Consider the following 16,253-nt stretch of genomic DNA (forward strand, 5'->3'; position numbering starts at 1 on the left):
GAACCCCATGTTCACCGGCATCATCGAATCCATCGGCAGTATTCGTGCATTGACCCCAAAAGGCGGAGATGTGCGGGTTCACGTAGAAACCGGCAAGCTCGACCTGAGCGACGTCAAACTGGGCGACAGCATCGCGGTCAACGGCGTGTGCCTGACCGCCGTGGAGCTGCCGGGTAACGGCTTTGCCGCGGACGTCAGTCGCGAAACCCTCGACTGCACCGCGATGAACGACCTGAAAAGCGGCAGCCCGGTCAACCTGGAAAAAGCCCTGACCCCGACCACTCGCCTGGGCGGGCACCTGGTCAGCGGTCACGTCGACGGCGTCGGCGAAGTGGTTGCCCGTACCGAAAACGCCCGTGCCGTGGAATTCCGCATTCGCGCACCGAAAGAGCTGGCCAAGTACATCGCCCATAAAGGCTCGATCACCGTCGACGGCACCAGCCTGACCGTGAACGCGGTCGATGGCGCCGAGTTCCTGCTGACCATCATTCCGCACACCCTGAGCGAAACCATCATGGCGTCGTATCAGCCGGGTCGTCGGGTGAACCTGGAAGTGGACTTGCTGGCCCGTTACCTGGAGCGCTTGCTTCTGGGCGACAAGGCGGCAGAGCCGGCTGCCGGCAGCACCATTACCGAAAGCTTTCTGGCCGCCAACGGCTACCTCAAATCCTGACTGAAGGGGGTGCCTTGTGGCGCTCAATAGCATCGAAGAACTGGTTGAAGACATCCGCCAAGGCAAGATGGTCATCCTCATGGATGACGAAGACCGCGAGAACGAAGGCGACCTGATCATGGCCGCCGAGTGCTGCCAGCCCGAGCACATCAACTTCATGGCCAAGCACGCCCGTGGCCTGATCTGCATGCCGATGACCCGTGAGCGCTGCGAACTGCTCAAGCTGCCGCTGATGGCACCGCGCAACGGTTCCGGTTTCGGCACCAAGTTCACCGTGTCCATCGAAGCCGCCACCGGTGTGACCACCGGCATCTCCGCCGCCGACCGTGCGCGCACGGTGCAGGCAGCTGCCGCCAAGGACGCCAAGGCTGAAGACATCGTCAGCCCGGGCCACATTTTCCCGCTGATGGCCCAGGCCGGTGGCACCCTGGCCCGCGCCGGTCACACCGAAGCCGCCTGCGACCTGGCGCGCATGGCCGGTTTCGAGCCGAGCGGTGTGATCTGCGAAGTGATGAACGATGACGGCACCATGTCCCGTCGCGCCGAGCTGGAAACCTTTGCCGCCGAACACGGCATCAAGATCGGCACCATCGCCGACCTGATTCACTACCGGATGATCCACGAACGTACCGTTCAGCGGATTGCCGAGCAGCCGCTGGACAGCGAACTGGGCCAATTCAACCTGGTAACCTATCGTGATTCCGTGGAAGGCGACGTGCACATGGCACTGACCCTGGGCAACATCTGCGCCGAAGAACCGACCCTGGTGCGCGTGCACAACATGGACCCGCTGCGCGACCTGCTGATGGTCAAGCAACCGGGCCGCTGGAGCCTGCGCGCCGCCATGGCCACGGTTGCCGAGGCCGGCAGCGGTGTGGTGCTGTTGCTCGGTCACCCGCTCGATGGCGACGTGTTGCTGGCGCACATCCGTGAAACCGCCGACCAGCTGGCGGTGAAAAAACCGACCACCTACAGCACCGTGGGTGCCGGTTCGCAGATCCTGCGTGACCTCGGCGTGCGCAAAATGCGCCTGATGTCGGCACCGATGAAATTTAATGCGATATCCGGTTTCGATCTGGAAGTTGTAGAATACGTGCCCTCCGAATAATGACCGGTTGTTTCCGGCCTTGTTGACTGAGATGCATTGTGGCGAGGGAGCTTGCTCCCGCTTGGGTGCGAAGCGCCCACAAAAGGGGCCGCTTCGCAGCCCGACGGGAGCAAGCTCCCTCGCCACAAAATCTGAGCGGCAATGCGGGATTTTCCGGTTTTGTATTCGTGGCTAATATCACTGAGGGGCGCGTACGAGACGCGTCCCGGCTCTTTAAGAGATCTGACGAATGACCCTGAAGACCATCGAAGGTACCTTCATCGCCCCTAAAGGCCGCTACGCTCTGGTAGTGGGCCGTTTCAACAGCTTCGTCGTTGAAAGCCTGGTCAGCGGTGCTGTTGATGCCCTGGTTCGCCACGGCGTGAGCGAAAGCGACATCACCATCATCCGCGCACCTGGCGCCTTCGAAATTCCGCTGGTTGCGCAAAAAGTCGCTCAAAAAGGCGAGTTCGCAGCAATCATCGCTCTGGGCGCGGTCATTCGTGGCGGCACTCCGCACTTCGAATACGTGGCGGGCGAATGCACCAAGGGCCTGGCCCAGGTGTCCATGGAGTTCGGCGTACCGGTTGCCTTCGGCGTCCTGACCGTTGATTCCATCGAGCAAGCCATCGAACGTTCCGGCACCAAGGCCGGCAACAAAGGTGCTGAAGCTGCCCTGTCCGCTCTGGAAATGGTCAGCCTGCTGGCGCAGTTGGAGGCCAAGTGATTAGCGACGATAGCGATCGTTTCAACCCGCGCGATCCAAAGCCTGCGGATGCCGGCAAGCCATCGAAAAGCGCCAAGCGCCGCGAAGCCCGTCAGCTCGCGACCCAGGCGCTGTACCAATGGCACATGGCCAAGCAGTCGCTGAACGAGATCGAAGCGCAGTTCCGGGTCGATAACGATTTCACCGATGTCGATGGCGCCTACTTCCGCGAAATTCTTCACGGGGTTCCGCAGTTCAAGACCGAAATCGACACCGCGCTCAAGCCTTGCCTGGACTTGACCATCGAAGAGCTGGACCCGGTTGAACTGGCGGTTCTGCGCCTGTCCACCTGGGAGCTGCTCAAGCGCGTCGACGTGCCGTACCGCGTTGTGATCAACGAAGGTATCGAACTGGCCAAGGTCTTCGGTTCCACCGACGGCCACAAGTTCGTCAACGGTGTGCTCGACAAGCTGGCCCCGCGTCTGCGTGAAGCTGAAGTGAAGGCGTTCAAGCGCTGATTGGCGCTTGAAATATCGCCTATGGGTGAGTTTGAGCTGATCCGCCATTTCTTCGCCGCCGCGCCTTGTGCGCAGGGCGGCGAAGGCGTTGCCCTGGGGATCGGCGATGACTGCGCCTTGCTGGCTGTTCCCTGCGGGGAGCAGTTGGCGATTTCCACCGATACGCTGGTGGCCGGCGTGCATTTCGCCGACCCCTGCGATCCCTTTCTGCTCGGTCAGCGTTCGCTGGCCGTGGCCGTCAGCGATCTGGCTGCCATGGGTGCCACACCCGTTGCCTTTACCCTTGCCCTGACCTTGCCGACGGTGACCGCCGATTGGCTGCAAGCCTATGCCCGCGGTTTGAACCAGATGGCGCAAAGTTGCGGCGTGGCACTGGTCGGCGGTGACACCACCCGTGGGCCACTGAGCCTGACCATGACCGTGTTCGGCCGCGTACCGAGCGGTCAGGCGCTGACCCGCAGCGGCGCGCAGCCGGGCGATCTGCTGTGTGTCGGCGGCGAGCTGGGCAATGCGGCGGGTGCCTTGCCGCTGGTCCTGGGCGAGCGCACGGCCGAAGCGATCATCGCCGATCCGCTGCTGGCGCATTACTGGTCACCGCAACCGCAGTTGGCACTGGGCCAGGCCTTGCGGGGCAGGGCGACTTCGGCGATGGACATCTCCGACGGCCTGCTCGCGGACTGCGGGCACATCGCGCTGGCTTCCAAGGTGGGTATCCGCATTGAGCAGGACCGCTTGCCCTTGTCCGAGGCCCTTCTCGCCTTTCTCGGCGAACCGGCTGCACAAGCCGCGGCCTTGAGCGGCGGTGACGATTACGTCCTGGCCTTCACACTGCCGCCCGTCGAGTTGCCACTGCTGTTGGCCGACGGTTGGCCGATTCATGTGATCGGGCAGGTCGTGGCGGGGCAGGGCGTGGCATTGCTCGACGTCGATGGCCAAGACATCACCCCGCAAACCCGGGGTTATCAACATTTTCGGGAGTCACCGTGACAGATCACCCCAAACAGGTCCCGGCAGAGCACGTACCGCCGTCGGTCTGGCGCAATCCTTGGCATTTCCTGGCGTTCGGTTTCGGCTCGGGCACTTTGCCAAAGGCCCCGGGCACCTGGGGATCGCTGGTTGCGCTACCCTTTATCCCGTTGTGGCAGATGCTCCCGGATTGGGGGTATTGGCTGATGCTGGGCATCACCATGCTGTTCGGCTTCTGGCTGTGCGGCAAGGTGGCCGACGATCTGCGCGTACACGATCACGAAGGCATCGTCTGGGACGAAATGGTCGGGATGTGGATCACCCTGTGGCTGGTGCCGGAAGGTTGGCAGTGGTTGCTGGCGGGTTTCCTGATGTTCCGCTTCTTCGATATTCTCAAGCCCTGGCCGATTCGCTGGATCGACCGGCATGTGCATGGCGGCGTCGGCATCATGCTCGATGATGTTCTTGCCGGTGTGTTTGCGTGGCTGGCGATGCAAGGGCTGGTGCATTATTTCGCTTGACCGGGTGCGTGGTCAGGGGTGAGTCAGGAGAGCGGTTAGTCGGGGGAATCAGGGATGGCTCTACGCGGGTTGATGCTGCTGGTATTGGCGACGTTTTGTGCTTTCGCCCAGGCGGGAGGCGGGACGACTACACCGCCCTCGGTGATTCACCTGGCCAGCGAAGAGTGGGAAGACTATACCGCTGCCGATGGTCACGGGCTGGCCTGGGATGTGCTGCGACAGGTGTTCGAACCAGCGGGTGTGAAGGTGGATATCCGTACCGAGCCTTACGTGCGTTCCCTCGGCCTGGCTGAACGTGGTGAGGTGGATGCTTGCGTCGGCTCCTATCGTGACGAGTCCGCGGGCGTGCTTTATCCCCGGTGGAATTTCGACACCGATCATATCTATGCACTGGGTTTGACCAGCAGTCCGATACCAACCCCGGAAACCCTGGGCAACTATCGCCTGGCCTGGGTGCGTGGCTACGACTATCAGCACTACCTGCCCAATGTGCGCCACTTCGACGAAGTGCTGCGGCGTACCGGCATCGTGTCGATGCTGATGCACAATCGCGCCGACTTCTACATCGATGCACAAACCGAGGTCGAATACGTGCGCAGCCGCGCCAAGGATCCCGCGCAGTTGCGCAGCAGCCATATCGCCGAATTGCCGTTGTACCTGTGCTTCGCCAAGACCCCGCAGGCCCGCACCTTGATGGCCCTGTTCGATCAGCGTATGGAGCAATTGGTGAACAGCGGCGAGCTGAAGCCGATCTTCGAGCGCTGGAAGCAGCCGTATCCGTTTGACTCCAATTAAAAGACTGGCATAGAACCTTGTGGGACGGCGTGGTCAGGGCTGATATCAAACTTTTTGATCGTTATCGCCGATAATTCAGCCTAAGCGTCCCACGGAAGCTGCTGTTACAATGCCGGCTCTGCGAAACTTCAGACTTTCAGATCAGGAGCACACCGGTGCCTGTCGCTTTTGTCGCCGCTTGCAAGCTGCCCACACCTTTTGCGCAATTCACCATGCATGGCTTTCTCGACGAAGCCACCGGCCGCGAGCACGTCGTGCTCAGCCTGGGTGAGTTCGACGACGGTGCCCCGGTACTCGGCCGGTTGCACTCCGAATGCCTGACGGGCGATGCCCTGTTCAGCCAGCGCTGCGACTGCGGTTCGCAGCTTGAGGCGGCCTTGCAGGCCATCGCCCGCGAAGGTCGCGGCGTGTTGCTGTACCTGCGCCAGGAAGGCCGTGGCATTGGCCTGTTGAACAAGATCCGTGCCTACGAGTTGCAGGACGGCGGCGCCGACACCGTTGAAGCCAACGAGCGCCTGGGTTTTGCCGCCGACCAGCGTGACTACGCCATGTGCCTGCCAATGCTGGAACACATGGGCGTGAAATCCCTGCGCCTGATGACCAACAACCCGCGCAAGGTCAAAGCCTTGACCGACATGGGCATCGTCGTCGCCGAGCGCGTGCCGCTGCACACCGGTCACAACCCGCACAACCGCCTGTACCTGGCGACCAAGGCGAGCAAACTCGACCACATGATGGGCAACGAGCACCAAGGCGAGGTAGACCGGGCGTGACGCGCGGTCAGGTCCGGCGGCGGCTGTCCGTCAACTGGTGGCAATACCTGGCGCTGGCCTTGCTGCCGTTGTTCGTGATCAATGGCGTGTTCGGCCAAAGCGAGGCTATCTTGCCGGTGCTGGCGATGCCGTTGTTCATTGCCGGCGTGGCCTCGATGTTTGTCAGCCTGAAATTTTTCGGCGGCTACAAACACGCATTGATCGCTACGCAAAAAGCCCTGGATACGCCTGACGAGCCTGCCGCCTGGATTCATCTGGCAGCCAAGCGGCGCACGGCATTTCTCGCGGCTGGCCTGCCGGCGTGGATTGGCGCACTGGCGGTGTTCGTCGGCCTTGAAGCCGTGCCGTTGATGTTGCTGGCGCTGTCGACCGCGGTGCTGTTCTACCTCTATCGTATCCCTCGTCAACTCGCCTGATGCGAGCTGTCTGGCTGGCGCTATTGCTGCTGGCCGCCGGCTCGGCAGCGGCCGTGGAGCGGGTGGTCAGCCTCGCGCCGTCCCTTTCCGAAATCGTCGTTGAACTGGGGTCGGCCGACCTCCTGGTGGGCGTGCTGGATGCCGGTGAGCGCCCCGCTGAACTGAAAAACCTGCCTTCCGTGGGCCGCTACGGCCAACTGGACATGGAACGTCTGCTCAGCCTCAAACCCGATTTGCTGTTGCTCTGGCCAGGCAGCGTCGCTCCGGCCCAGCGTGAGCAGCTCAAACGCCTGAACATACCGACTTACGTCGCTGAACCCCATAGCCTGAATCAACTGGCCACACAGATCGAAGACATTGCCGCTGCGCTCGGCCGCCCTGAGCGTGGCGTTGCGCTGGCCGGCGATTTGCGTCGGCGGCTGGAAGAGTTGCGACAGCGCTATCGGCGCGACGAGCCGTTGCGGGTGTTCTATCAGGTCTGGGACCGGCCGCTCTACACCGTCGGCGGCGAGCAGATCATCAGTGATGCGCTGGAAGTGTGTGGTGGGCGCAATGTCTTCGCCGAGCTGAAACTGCCCGCGCCGCAAGTCAGCGTGGAAGCTGTGCTACAGCGTAATCCCGAAGTGATTCTGGCCAGCGAACAGGCCCAGCTCGATGCCTGGAAGGCCTGGCCGCAAGTGGCGGCTGTCGAACAGCAGCAATTACGTCTGGTGACGGACAAGGGGCTGGAACGGCCGAGCGGGCAGATGATCGAAGCGACCGCCAAGCTGTGCCAGCTGATCGCCCCCGAGCGCTGAAGCCGGCAGTCGACCCGATCCCTTGTGGGAGCGAGCTTGCTCTCAGTGCCCGATCGGTTTTATGCGGAAACCGTCACCCCACCCTCCAGCGCATTCGCCCCAGCCACCTTGCACAACTCCACCCCCGCCGCGGCAAAGCGGATCGCGCTGCGCATGTACATCACCCCACTGACGCTGCTGCAGACCACCTGCGTCGCGCTGCTGATGGGGTCGATGAGGTGCACCACCGGCTGCTTCTCTTCAATCCAGGCGCCGGGTTGATGGAGGAACACCACGAGCCCGGCACAGGGGGCGCGCAGGGTGAGGGAGCCGTTGAACGGCGTGGCCGGCCGAGGCAGCTCTGGCATGTCCGGTGCTGTGCCGGCAATGACGCCACGGTGTTGCAGGAAGGCATAAAGCGCTGCGGCATCGCGGCTGGCCAGTGCGTGCTCGACCTGTGCCTCGCCGCGCAATTCGACAGTGGCGGCGACGCAGCCCGACGGGATCGGGAAGCGCCCGGCAAACCTTTCTTGCAGTCGCCACCAGGTCTGGCCGCAAGCTTCATCGAACGAGCCGGCGCCGCTGCCGTCGGCGAGCAAGCTGGCTTCGGCACCGATGTAGCGCGCCAGGGGTTCGATCTGCGGCCAGTAGGGCGTTTCACCATAGAGGTGCAGCACCGCCTGGGCATCACAGTGCAGGTCGAGGACAAAGTCGGCATCGATGGCCAGGAGCAATTGGGCCTGACGCAGGGAGTCGATTTCGCTGGCAGGTTGCATCTGCTGCAACGCCTCGACCATGGCATGGCGAATGATCTGTCGGTTCTGCTCGATATCGTCTGTCAGAACACGGGCCAAGTTGTCCGCGATCAACGCAGTCAGGTCAGGGTAACGCCGGTTGAAGTTCTCGCCGCTGTTGAAATCGAAACGCCCCATGGCGTCGTGCATCAACGTCTGTTCCAGGCCGATGGGGTTGGCAATCGGCACCAGCACGATTTCCCCGAGTATCTCCCCACGTGCTTCGGCGCGATCCAGCAGTTGTCGCAAATGATGCAGTGTCAGCATGCCCGGCAGTTCGTCAGCGTGCAGGCTGGCTTGCAGGTACACCTTGCCGGCACCGCCAGGCTCGCCGTAATGCAGGCTGGTCAATTCTCTCCGTGTGCACGGGGTGCGGCTCAACAGGGGATGGTGTTCGATGCGCATGATGTGTTCCCGCCGGGATAAGCGCTCGATCATTTATGAAAAACCACGGCTGCCACAATCGAAAATTTTCCCCGTCATTGGTGAGCCAGATGATCCATTCAGCCCATAAGCGTTCGGCGTATCTGTTCAATTAAATTGGACAATTACGCAAATTTATTTTGATTGATGTAATTGTTTTGTCACCAATACTAGAGCCCTCGTTCAGGTTGCCCTGCACCTGACATCCAATAAGAAAAACAAGAGGTGCTCGCATGACCAGTTGTGCCCAGGCGCTTGTTCGCTTGCTCGAAGGCTACGGTGTGGAGTCGGTGTTCGGAATTCCCGGCGTCCACACGGTCGAGCTGTACCGTGGACTGCACGGCAGTTCGCTGCGCCACATCAGCCCGCGCCATGAGCAGGGCGCCGGTTTCATGGCCGACGGTTATGCCCGCGCCAGTGGCAAACCGGGCGTGTGCTTCATCATCACCGGCCCCGGGATGACCAATATCCTCACCGCCATGGGCCAGGCCTACGCCGATTCGATTCCCATGCTGGTGATCTCCACCACCAGCCGCCGCGAGCACCAACGCCTCGGTCATGGCTATCTGCACGAAATGCTCGACCAGCGTGCCGTGGTTTCCGGGGTGTGCGCGTTCAGTCATACCTTGCAGCGCCCGCAGGAACTGCCGGAAGTGCTGGCTCGCGCCTTCGCCCTGTTCAACTGCGCCCGTCCACGGCCAGTGCATATCGAGATCCCGCTGGACGTGCTGGAAATGCCAGCTGATGAACTCGACCTGCGTCCACGGGCCTTGCCACAAGCACCGGCCCCGGCGGCGGCGAACATCGATGCCGCGGTAAAACTGCTGGCGTCGGCGCGCCGTCCGTTGATCCTCGTCGGCGGCGGAGCACGCCGTGCCGGTCAGGCCGTGCAAGCGCTGGCGGAACGTTTGCAGGCAGCGGTGGCCCTGACCACCAACGCCCGTGGCTTGCTGGCCCCTGAACATCCGCTGCTGCTCGATGGCGTGCAGTCGTCGAGCCATGGCCGCGAGCTGTTCGCCCAGGCCGATGTGGTGCTCGCGGTGGGCACTGAGCTGGGGGAAACCGACTACGACTTCTTCGGCCTCGGCCCGCTGGCGTTGAATGCGCCATTGATTCGCCTGGACATCGATCCGCTGCAGATTCTTGGTGCCGCGCGTGCCGATGTCGGCCTGCTGGGCGATGCCAAGCAAGGTTTACAAGCGCTGCTTGCCGCGCTGCCGCAAATGCCATCCAGCGACTGGGCACAGAGCAATGTCGCCCGGGTCAACGCTGCTGAACGCGCCGGCTGGACCGGCAAACAGAACGTCATGCAGCAAATGCTCGACACCCTGCGCGACAGCCTGCCGGCGCCGATTGTCGTCGGCGACTCGACCCAACCGGTCTACCAGGGAGCGCTGGGTTATCGCGCGCCGCAGGCCAACAGTTGGTTCAACGCCGGCACCGGTTTCGGCACCCTGGGTTACGGCCTGCCGGCGGCCATCGGCGCCAAGCTGGCGATGCCGGAGCGTCCGGTGCTCGCGGTGGTGGGCGACGGCGGCATGCAGTTCTCCAGTGCCGAACTGATCGCCGCACGGGAAGCCGAGGCGGGGGTGATCGTGGTGCTGTGGAACAACCACTGCTACGGCGAAATCCGCGACTACATGACGGCCCGCGATATCTCGCCACTGGGCGTCGACATTCTGCCACCGGACTTTGCCGCCCTGGCCAAGTCCTGCCATGTCCAGCACCTGCCGGTACGCAGCTTCGAACAATTGCACGAAGTGCTCGCCGGCCTGAAAGACACCCGTCAACCCGTACTGCTGGAGCTGGACGCCGCCGCCTTCCTGTCTGCCTGAGCCATTGCCGCTGAATACCTGGGAGTGAACCGCATGGAACTGCAAAAAAGATTTGCCCTGAACTGGATCGAACGGCACCGCCAGCAATTGTCGGATTGGCATCAGATTATCTGGCACTACGCGGAGCCGGCGTTTCGCGAATACAAATCCTGCGCCTGGTACGTGGAACTGCTGCGCAAGGAAGGTTTCACCGTAGAAGAGGGCAGCGGCGGCATGCCGACAGCCTTCTGCGCCACCTTCACCAATGGCGAAGGCCCGGTGCTGGCGACCTACGCCGAATACGACGCGGTGCCGGGCAACTGCCAGGCCGCGACGACGCGCAAGATGCCCCGCGATGGCCTGTCGCGTTTTGCCCCGGGTCATACCGATCCGCATTCGGCCCTCGGCATCAGTGCTCTCGGTGGCGTGCTGGCGGCCAAGGCGACCATGCTCGAGTTTGGCATCCAGGGCACCATCCGCTTCTTCGGCGAACCAGCGGAAAAACTCCGCGCCTCAAAACCGGTGCACGCCGCCAAGGGTTACTACGACAACCTCGACGCAGCGATCAGCTTCCACCCCACCTACATGCTGCCGCTGAACAACACCACGACCTGGGATACCCATTGCGGTATCGCCTACGCCTATATCTACACCTTTACCTGCGAAGATCCCGAGAACTGGATCGCCGCCGATCGCTACAGCCCGATTCCGCAGAACCATCTGGCGGCGCGGGCGCCGGGCGCCAACGATGCGTTGATGCACTTCTACAACCTCAACGAAAGCCTGCGCCGTTCCACGCTGCCGTTCACCGGGCTGTGGAGCTACAACGAAGCGATCCTCACCGCCGGCCAGGCCACGGCGGACAACCTGCCGCCGCACATCTCGCAGATCCAGTACCTGCTGCGTTGTGATTCGATCGAACAGGCCGAAACCATTTCCTCGGTCATGGACAACAACGCTGCCGCTGCGGCCATGGCCACCGGCTGCAAGTGGAAAAAAACCTGGGTCTGCAAATCCCGCGGTGGCTTGCCCAACCATGTGTTGGCCCAGGCCACCTACGACAACCTGGCCGCCGTCGGTGCTCCGCAGTGGGGTCGCGAGGCCTGTGACATCGCTCGTGAAATCCAGGTCAATCTGGGGCTGGAGCCGATGGCCGAACCTTTCCTGCCGGCCACCGAGCAACTGATCGAGCCGCAGGAATGCGAACGGCAGATGCGCCTGCAAATGCCGGCCTGGCAGAAGTACCTGACCTCCGACGACTACCCGGAATACACCTGGCATTGCCCGACGGTGCGTCTGCTGGTGGCACGTCCGATGCTCTCCGCGCCCGCCGGTCACGTGTACCCGGACTGGGTCTCGAACGCCCTGGGCGGTATTCCCCAGACCATCGACCCGATGATCTATGTGGCCTCGAAAACCATCGCCACGACCTTGCTCGACCTGTTCTGCCGCGACGAACTGCTGAGTGCCGCCAAGGCCGAGTTCAACCAGCGCACCGGTGGTGGCATTGGCGGTGAGCATTGGCAGGCACCGTTGTTGCCGGCCGATTTCCAGGCGCCGCACCGCTTCCGCTGGCCGGAGTACATCAGCACTGTGCGTGGCGAGGAGTGGTGGATTCCCGCCCGAGAAGACGAGTAGTTCCCATAACAACAAGAATTGGAGGGACCCAACGTGCAAGCACTCAATGTCAACGTTCCACAGCAGGACACCGACAACGCGGTCGTCGCCATCGACGACCTGCATAAAAGCTACGCCGATCACCACGTGCTCAAGGGCATTTCGATGCGCGCCAAAGAGGGCGAAGTGGTGTCGCTGATCGGCTCCAGCGGCTCGGGCAAAAGTACCTTGCTGCGTTGCATCAACCTGCTGGAAATTCCGTGCAGCGGCACGCTGCGCATCAACGGTGAAACCGTCGGCCTGAAAACCGGCCGTAATGGCGTTGCGCAGGTGGCCGACCCACGCCAGGTCGAGCGCCTGCGTACTCGACTGAGCATGGTCTTCCAGAGCTTCAACCTGTGGCCGCACCGCACGGTGCTGGAGAACGTCATCGAAGCGCCGGTGTACGTGCTTGGCGAAGACCGCAAGGAGGCCATCGCCCATGGCGAGCATCTGCTGGAAAAGGTCGGCCTGATCGACAAGCGCAACACCTATCCGTCGTTTCTGTCCGGTGGCCAGCAGCAACGCGTGGCCATTGCCCGCGCCTTGGCCATGCGTCCGCAAGTGATGCTGTTCGATGAGCCGACCTCGGCCCTCGACCCCGAGTTGGTGGGTGAAGTGCTGCGGGTGATCCAGGGCATCGCCGAAGAGGGACGGACGATGATTCTGGTGACCCACGAGATGGCCTTCGCCCGGGATGTGTCGAGCAAGGTGATTTATCTGCATCAGGGACGGGTCGAGGAAGAAGGCCCGCCGTCTCAGGTGTTGCTGGACCCGCGCAGCGAACGCTGCCGGCAGTTTGTGATGGCGCAGGACAACCGCGGATAACCCGCAGCGATTGTTTTTACCTCGATATCAATAACCAGAATGAGGCACTCAAACATGAAAAAAACCCTGTTGGTTACCCTGCAAGCCTGCCTGTTGGCCGGTATCGCGAGCACGGCGATGGCCGCTGACAAACTGGTGTTCGGCATCGCCCTGGAACCCTATCCGCCGTTCTCGTTCAAGAGCGGCAAGGGCGAGTGGAGCGGGTTCGAGCCGGAGATGATCACCGCCGTCTGCGAGCGCATGAAGGCCGACTGCTCCCTCAACGAAATGTCCTGGGACGGCTTGATCCCGGCGCTCAAGTCGCAGCAGGTCGACGTGGTGCTCAACTCGCTGTCGATCACCCCGGAACGCCAGCAGGTGATCGATTTCACCCAGCCGTACTTCTTCACCCGCGCCCTGTGGATCGGTGACCGCAACCTGGAACTCGACCCGACTCCGGCCGGCCTTAAGGGCAAGATCATCGGCGTGCAGGGCTCGACCACTCACGCTGCATTCGTCAAGAAGTACTACGGCGAAACCTCGACCATCCGCTACTACAACGATCAGGACGACATACTTTCCGACCTGCGCAGTGGCCGCGTCGACATCATGCTCGCCGACCAGTTGGTGGTCGAGCCGCTGCTGGACAACCCCGACAACTCGATGCTCGCCAGCAAGGGCGTGGCACCGCTCGATCCGCTGTTCGGCGATGGCGTCGGTGCCGGTGTGCGCAAAGGCAACGATGCCCTGCGCGAGCGCCTGAACGTGGCCCTGCAATCGCTGCGCGATGACGGCAGCTACGAAAAAATCCGCCAGCGCTACTTCAAGACCGACATCTCGGCCCTCTAGTGCTCCGGTCGTTCCAGCAAGTCCTGCAAAGGAGGGCTCATGACGTTATCTGACATTACCCGGCTGTTTCTGACCGATGGCTGGCTCCAGGCCCTGGCACAGGGCATGGTGAAAACCCTGGGCATTTCCGTGGGGGCCTTCATCCTGGGGTTGGCGATCGGCCTGATCGTGGCGATGGTCAAGCTCAAGGGCCCGCGCTGGATGGTGGCTTGCGCCAACTGCTACACCACCCTCTACCGCGCCGTGCCGGAACTGCTGCTGATTCTGCTGCTGTATTACGCCGGCGCCGACCTGATCAACCTGACGATGGCCGCGCTCGGTCAACCGAAGGTCGAGATCAACGGCTTCCTCGCGGCCATCGTGGTGCTGGGGATCGTGCAGGGGGCCTACTCCGGTGAAATCATCCGTGGCGCCATCGAAGCAATTCCCCACGGCCAGATCGAAGCGGCGCGTGCCTATGGCATCAACCGCTTCCTGCTGGTGCGCCGGGTGATCCTGCCGACCATGCTGCCGTTCGCCATCGCCGGTTTGTCCAACCTGTGGCTGGTGCTGGTCAAGGAAAGCGCGCTGATCAGCGTGGTCGGTTACAGCGAACTGTTGACGGCGGGGCGCCAGGCGGCGGCCTCGACCAAACACTACTTGCTGTTCTACCTCGCGGTGGGCGCGTTCTATTACCTGATCACGCTGGTGTCCAGCTCGGTGTTCCGGCAGGTCGAAGTTCGCTTCGAGCGCTGGATGCCACGGCACGCATAAGGGAGGCCGGTCATGGATTTTCATTGGTTGAGCAGTTTTTACGGCGAGTTGGTCAGGGGCATCGGCCTGACGATGCAACTGCTGCTGATCTCGGGTTTTTTCGGCTTCCTTCTGGCGGTGGGCGTGGCCCTGGGTCGGTTGTCGAAGTTTGCTGTGCTGGCCAACGGGCTGCGTTTCTACACCAGCGTGCTGCGCGGTACGCCGCTGCTGGTGCAGATCTACATCCTGTATTACGGCGTGGGCAGTGTATTCGCCAGTTTCCCATTGATTCGCGGCAGCATGCTCTGGCCGTACCTGCGTGAAGGCTTCTGGTATGTTGCCTTCGCCCTGACCCTGAGCGTGTCCGCATACGTCGGCGAAGTGCTGCGTGGCGGCCTGCGCGCGGTGCCCCGTGGCGAGCTGGAAGCGGCGCGGGCCTATGGCATGCGCCCATGGCTGGTGCTGCGCCGGGTGTGGATGCCACGGGCCTTGCAGATGTTGCGTCCGACCCTGGCAGGCGAGAGCGTGATGCTACTCAAGGCCACGGCACTGGCTTCGACCGTGGCCGTGACCGACCTGCTCGGCGCGGCGAACCTGGTCCGTGCACAAACGTTGCGGGTCTACGAACCGCTGCTGGTGGTGGCGGTGATCTACATCATTCTGGCGATCATCATCGAACAAGGCTTTGCCCGAATCGGCAAAACGCCCCAACGTCAGGCCTGACTCATCGGCCCGGGGCTTTTAAGGAGTTGCACATGAAATATTCGTCCATGGTCACGCGCATCAGCGGTGAAACCGTCACTGCCTGGGACATCCATTACGCGGCCTGTGACGCTCAGGCGCGCGGTGAAGACGCCATCGTGCTGAGCATCGGCGATCCGGACTTCGCCACCGACGCTGACATCTGTGCGGCCGCCGTACAGGCGATCAACGAAGGCGACACCCATTACACCCACGTGATCGGCCGCCCGGAATTGCGCGAGGCGATTGCCGCCAAACAATCGGCGCTGCTCGGCCTGCCGGTGTCCGCCGACAACGTGGCGCTGGTGGCCGGTGCGCAGAACGGTTTGTACGCCACCGCCATGTGCCTGTTCGAACAGGGCGACGAGGTGCTGGTGCCAGCGCCCATGTACCTGACGTACGAGGCGAGCATCCAGGCTTCTGGAGCGAAGCTGGTGCCAATTGCCCAGCCGGCGGAAGGCGATTTCCGCCTGACCCTGGCAGCCATCGAAGCAGTGATCACCAACAAGACCCGCGGCATCGCCCTGGCGACGCCGAACAACCCGACCGGCAACGTCTACACCCGCGAAGAACTGGAAGCTGTGGCGCTGGTCGCTCAACGCCACAACCTGTGGGTGATCAGTGACGAGGTCTACGGTCAGTTGACCTATGACCGCCCACACGAAAGCATCGCGACCCTGGAAGGCATGACCGAGCGCACCGTCATCCTCAACAGCCTGTCCAAATCCCACGCGATGACCGGCTGGCGGGTTGGCTGGGTGGTGGGGCCGCAGGAGTTGATCGGACACCTGGATAACCTGCTCCTGTGCATGCTCTACGGCTTGCCGGGTTTCATTCAGGCCGCCGCCCTCAAGGCGCTGGAGCTGGATGAGCAAGTGGTCGGCCAGGCGCGGGAGCTGTACCTGCGCCGGCGCAATCTGGTGGTTGAGGGGCTGCGCAACGTGCCGTTGCTCAAGTGCAAGGTGCCTGAGGCCGGCATGTTCATGCTGGTGGACGTGCGTGAAACGGGGCTGTCGAGCACCGATTTTGCCTGGCAGCTGTTTCGTGAGACGGGCGTCGCGGTCCTAGATGCCAGCGCGTTTGGCGCCAGCACCGCCGGGTTTGTGCGGATCTCGTTTACCGTTTCCGATGCTGCATTGAGCGACGCTTGTGGACGCATCGCAGGCTTTGTCGAAGGCCTGCAGGCGCGTCGCTGATTTAAGCGCG

General features: G+C 62.5%; 18 protein-coding genes. 17 read left to right on the forward strand and 1 reads right to left on the reverse strand.

What is annotated here, in order from left to right; translation table 11 throughout:
- Window positions 1–7 precede the first annotated feature (7 nt).
- The 10 genes from EIY72_RS22470 (at window position 8) to EIY72_RS22520 (ending at window position 7,252) form a co-directional block, all read left to right on the forward strand.
- On the forward strand, window positions 8–673 hold the full coding sequence (locus EIY72_RS22470; RefSeq protein ID WP_093229746.1) for a riboflavin synthase: 666 nt from the start codon (window positions 8–10) through the stop codon (window positions 671–673).
- A 16-nt stretch (window positions 674–689) separates the two neighbouring features.
- Entirely contained in the window at window positions 690–1,781 is a 1,092-nt protein-coding gene (gene ribBA, locus EIY72_RS22475) for a bifunctional 3,4-dihydroxy-2-butanone-4-phosphate synthase/GTP cyclohydrolase II (protein WP_093229748.1), read from the forward strand.
- A 229-nt stretch (window positions 1,782–2,010) separates the two neighbouring features.
- Window positions 2,011–2,487, forward strand: a complete 477-nt coding sequence (gene ribH / locus EIY72_RS22485; protein WP_003228649.1) for a 6,7-dimethyl-8-ribityllumazine synthase — start codon at window positions 2,011–2,013, stop codon at window positions 2,485–2,487.
- The gene (gene nusB, locus EIY72_RS22490) at window positions 2,484–2,984 is read left to right on the forward strand and encodes a transcription antitermination factor NusB (protein ID WP_007933632.1); all 501 of its coding nucleotides are present in this window, start codon (window positions 2,484–2,486) and stop codon (window positions 2,982–2,984) included. The genes ribH and nusB overlap by 4 nt, the downstream gene beginning before the upstream one ends.
- A gap of 21 nt (window positions 2,985–3,005) precedes the next feature.
- A complete protein-coding gene (gene thiL, locus EIY72_RS22495) occupies window positions 3,006–3,971 on the forward strand; it encodes a thiamine-phosphate kinase (RefSeq protein WP_093229750.1) in 966 nt (321 codons plus the stop codon).
- Window positions 3,968–4,471, forward strand: coding sequence for a phosphatidylglycerophosphatase A family protein (locus EIY72_RS22500; protein ID WP_093229752.1), 504 nt, complete (start codon window positions 3,968–3,970; stop codon window positions 4,469–4,471). Before thiL ends, EIY72_RS22500 begins: the two co-directional genes overlap by 4 nt.
- A gap of 54 nt (window positions 4,472–4,525) precedes the next feature.
- Window positions 4,526–5,266: a substrate-binding periplasmic protein gene (locus tag EIY72_RS22505; RefSeq protein WP_093229755.1), complete on the forward strand. Its 741-nt coding sequence runs from the start codon at window positions 4,526–4,528 to the stop codon at window positions 5,264–5,266.
- 155 nt (window positions 5,267–5,421) lie between these two features.
- Window positions 5,422–6,039, forward strand: a complete 618-nt coding sequence (gene ribA, locus EIY72_RS22510; RefSeq protein WP_046041645.1) for a GTP cyclohydrolase II — start codon at window positions 5,422–5,424, stop codon at window positions 6,037–6,039.
- A complete protein-coding gene (locus tag EIY72_RS22515) occupies window positions 6,036–6,455 on the forward strand; it encodes an MFS transporter (protein WP_093229757.1) in 420 nt (139 codons plus the stop codon). Before ribA ends, EIY72_RS22515 begins: the two co-directional genes overlap by 4 nt.
- Window positions 6,455–7,252 carry a cobalamin-binding protein gene (locus EIY72_RS22520; RefSeq protein WP_093229760.1) on the forward strand — a complete coding sequence of 266 codons (798 nt, stop codon included), beginning with the start codon at window positions 6,455–6,457 and terminating at the stop codon, window positions 7,250–7,252. The genes EIY72_RS22515 and EIY72_RS22520 overlap by 1 nt, the downstream gene beginning before the upstream one ends.
- A 59-nt stretch (window positions 7,253–7,311) precedes the next feature.
- Here the strand turns inward: EIY72_RS22520 and EIY72_RS22525 are convergent, their stop codons facing one another.
- Complete coding sequence (locus EIY72_RS22525) at window positions 7,312–8,430, reverse strand: succinylglutamate desuccinylase/aspartoacylase family protein (protein ID WP_093229763.1); 1,119 nt, start codon at window positions 8,428–8,430, stop codon at window positions 7,312–7,314.
- Between the two features lie 251 nt (window positions 8,431–8,681).
- On the opposite strand from EIY72_RS22525, the gene EIY72_RS22530 reads away from it, so the two are divergent.
- Genes EIY72_RS22530 through EIY72_RS22560 form a run of 7 tightly spaced genes read left to right on the forward strand, consistent with a single transcriptional unit; the run spans window position 8,682 to window position 16,243 of the window.
- Window positions 8,682–10,283, forward strand: coding sequence for a 5-guanidino-2-oxopentanoate decarboxylase (locus EIY72_RS22530; protein ID WP_093229766.1), 1,602 nt, complete (start codon window positions 8,682–8,684; stop codon window positions 10,281–10,283).
- A 33-nt stretch (window positions 10,284–10,316) separates the two neighbouring features.
- On the forward strand, window positions 10,317–11,900 hold the full coding sequence (locus EIY72_RS22535; RefSeq protein WP_093229768.1) for a zinc-binding metallopeptidase family protein: 1,584 nt from the start codon (window positions 10,317–10,319) through the stop codon (window positions 11,898–11,900).
- A 33-nt stretch (window positions 11,901–11,933) separates the two neighbouring features.
- Window positions 11,934–12,746 (forward strand): ABC transporter ATP-binding protein, encoded by an 813-nt coding sequence (locus EIY72_RS22540; protein WP_093229771.1) that lies wholly within the window; start codon window positions 11,934–11,936, stop codon window positions 12,744–12,746.
- 54 nt (window positions 12,747–12,800) lie between these two features.
- Window positions 12,801–13,574, forward strand: a complete 774-nt coding sequence (locus EIY72_RS22545; protein WP_093229774.1) for a transporter substrate-binding domain-containing protein — start codon at window positions 12,801–12,803, stop codon at window positions 13,572–13,574.
- A gap of 39 nt (window positions 13,575–13,613) precedes the next feature.
- Window positions 13,614–14,327, forward strand: coding sequence for an ABC transporter permease (locus tag EIY72_RS22550; RefSeq protein WP_093229776.1), 714 nt, complete (start codon window positions 13,614–13,616; stop codon window positions 14,325–14,327).
- Between the two features lie 12 nt (window positions 14,328–14,339).
- Window positions 14,340–15,029 carry an ABC transporter permease gene (locus tag EIY72_RS22555; protein ID WP_093229779.1) on the forward strand — a complete coding sequence of 230 codons (690 nt, stop codon included), beginning with the start codon at window positions 14,340–14,342 and terminating at the stop codon, window positions 15,027–15,029.
- Window positions 15,030–15,061: 32 nt separating this feature from the next.
- Window positions 15,062–16,243 carry a pyridoxal phosphate-dependent aminotransferase gene (locus EIY72_RS22560; protein ID WP_093229782.1) on the forward strand — a complete coding sequence of 394 codons (1,182 nt, stop codon included), beginning with the start codon at window positions 15,062–15,064 and terminating at the stop codon, window positions 16,241–16,243.
- The last annotated feature ends 10 nt before the right edge of the window (window positions 16,244–16,253 follow it).

This window comes from Pseudomonas vancouverensis (genome assembly GCF_004348895.1).
In the GTDB taxonomy this organism is placed as follows: domain Bacteria; phylum Pseudomonadota; class Gammaproteobacteria; order Pseudomonadales; family Pseudomonadaceae; genus Aquipseudomonas; species Aquipseudomonas vancouverensis.

Bases quoted from the DNA above. Each gene is read 5' to 3' on its own strand.
- ribH (WP_003228649.1), top strand. From the start codon at position 2,011: ATGACCCTGAAGACCATCGAAGGTACCTTCATCGCCCCTAAAGGCCGC.
- thiL (WP_093229750.1), top strand. From the start codon at position 3,006: ATGGGTGAGTTTGAGCTGATCCGCCATTTCTTCGCCGCCGCGCCTTGT.
- EIY72_RS22550 (WP_093229776.1), top strand. From the start codon at position 13,614: ATGACGTTATCTGACATTACCCGGCTGTTTCTGACCGATGGCTGGCTC.
- EIY72_RS22545 (WP_093229774.1), top strand. From the start codon at position 12,801: ATGAAAAAAACCCTGTTGGTTACCCTGCAAGCCTGCCTGTTGGCCGGT.
- EIY72_RS22555 (WP_093229779.1), top strand. From the start codon at position 14,340: ATGGATTTTCATTGGTTGAGCAGTTTTTACGGCGAGTTGGTCAGGGGC.
- EIY72_RS22520 (WP_093229760.1), top strand. From the start codon at position 6,455: ATGCGAGCTGTCTGGCTGGCGCTATTGCTGCTGGCCGCCGGCTCGGCA.
- EIY72_RS22560 (WP_093229782.1), top strand. From the start codon at position 15,062: ATGAAATATTCGTCCATGGTCACGCGCATCAGCGGTGAAACCGTCACT.
- EIY72_RS22470 (WP_093229746.1), top strand. From the start codon at position 8: ATGTTCACCGGCATCATCGAATCCATCGGCAGTATTCGTGCATTGACC.
- EIY72_RS22535 (WP_093229768.1), top strand. From the start codon at position 10,317: ATGGAACTGCAAAAAAGATTTGCCCTGAACTGGATCGAACGGCACCGC.
- EIY72_RS22505 (WP_093229755.1), top strand. From the start codon at position 4,526: ATGGCTCTACGCGGGTTGATGCTGCTGGTATTGGCGACGTTTTGTGCT.
- EIY72_RS22530 (WP_093229766.1), top strand. From the start codon at position 8,682: ATGACCAGTTGTGCCCAGGCGCTTGTTCGCTTGCTCGAAGGCTACGGT.
- EIY72_RS22525 (WP_093229763.1), bottom strand. From the start codon at position 8,430: ATGCGCATCGAACACCATCCCCTGTTGAGCCGCACCCCGTGCACACGG.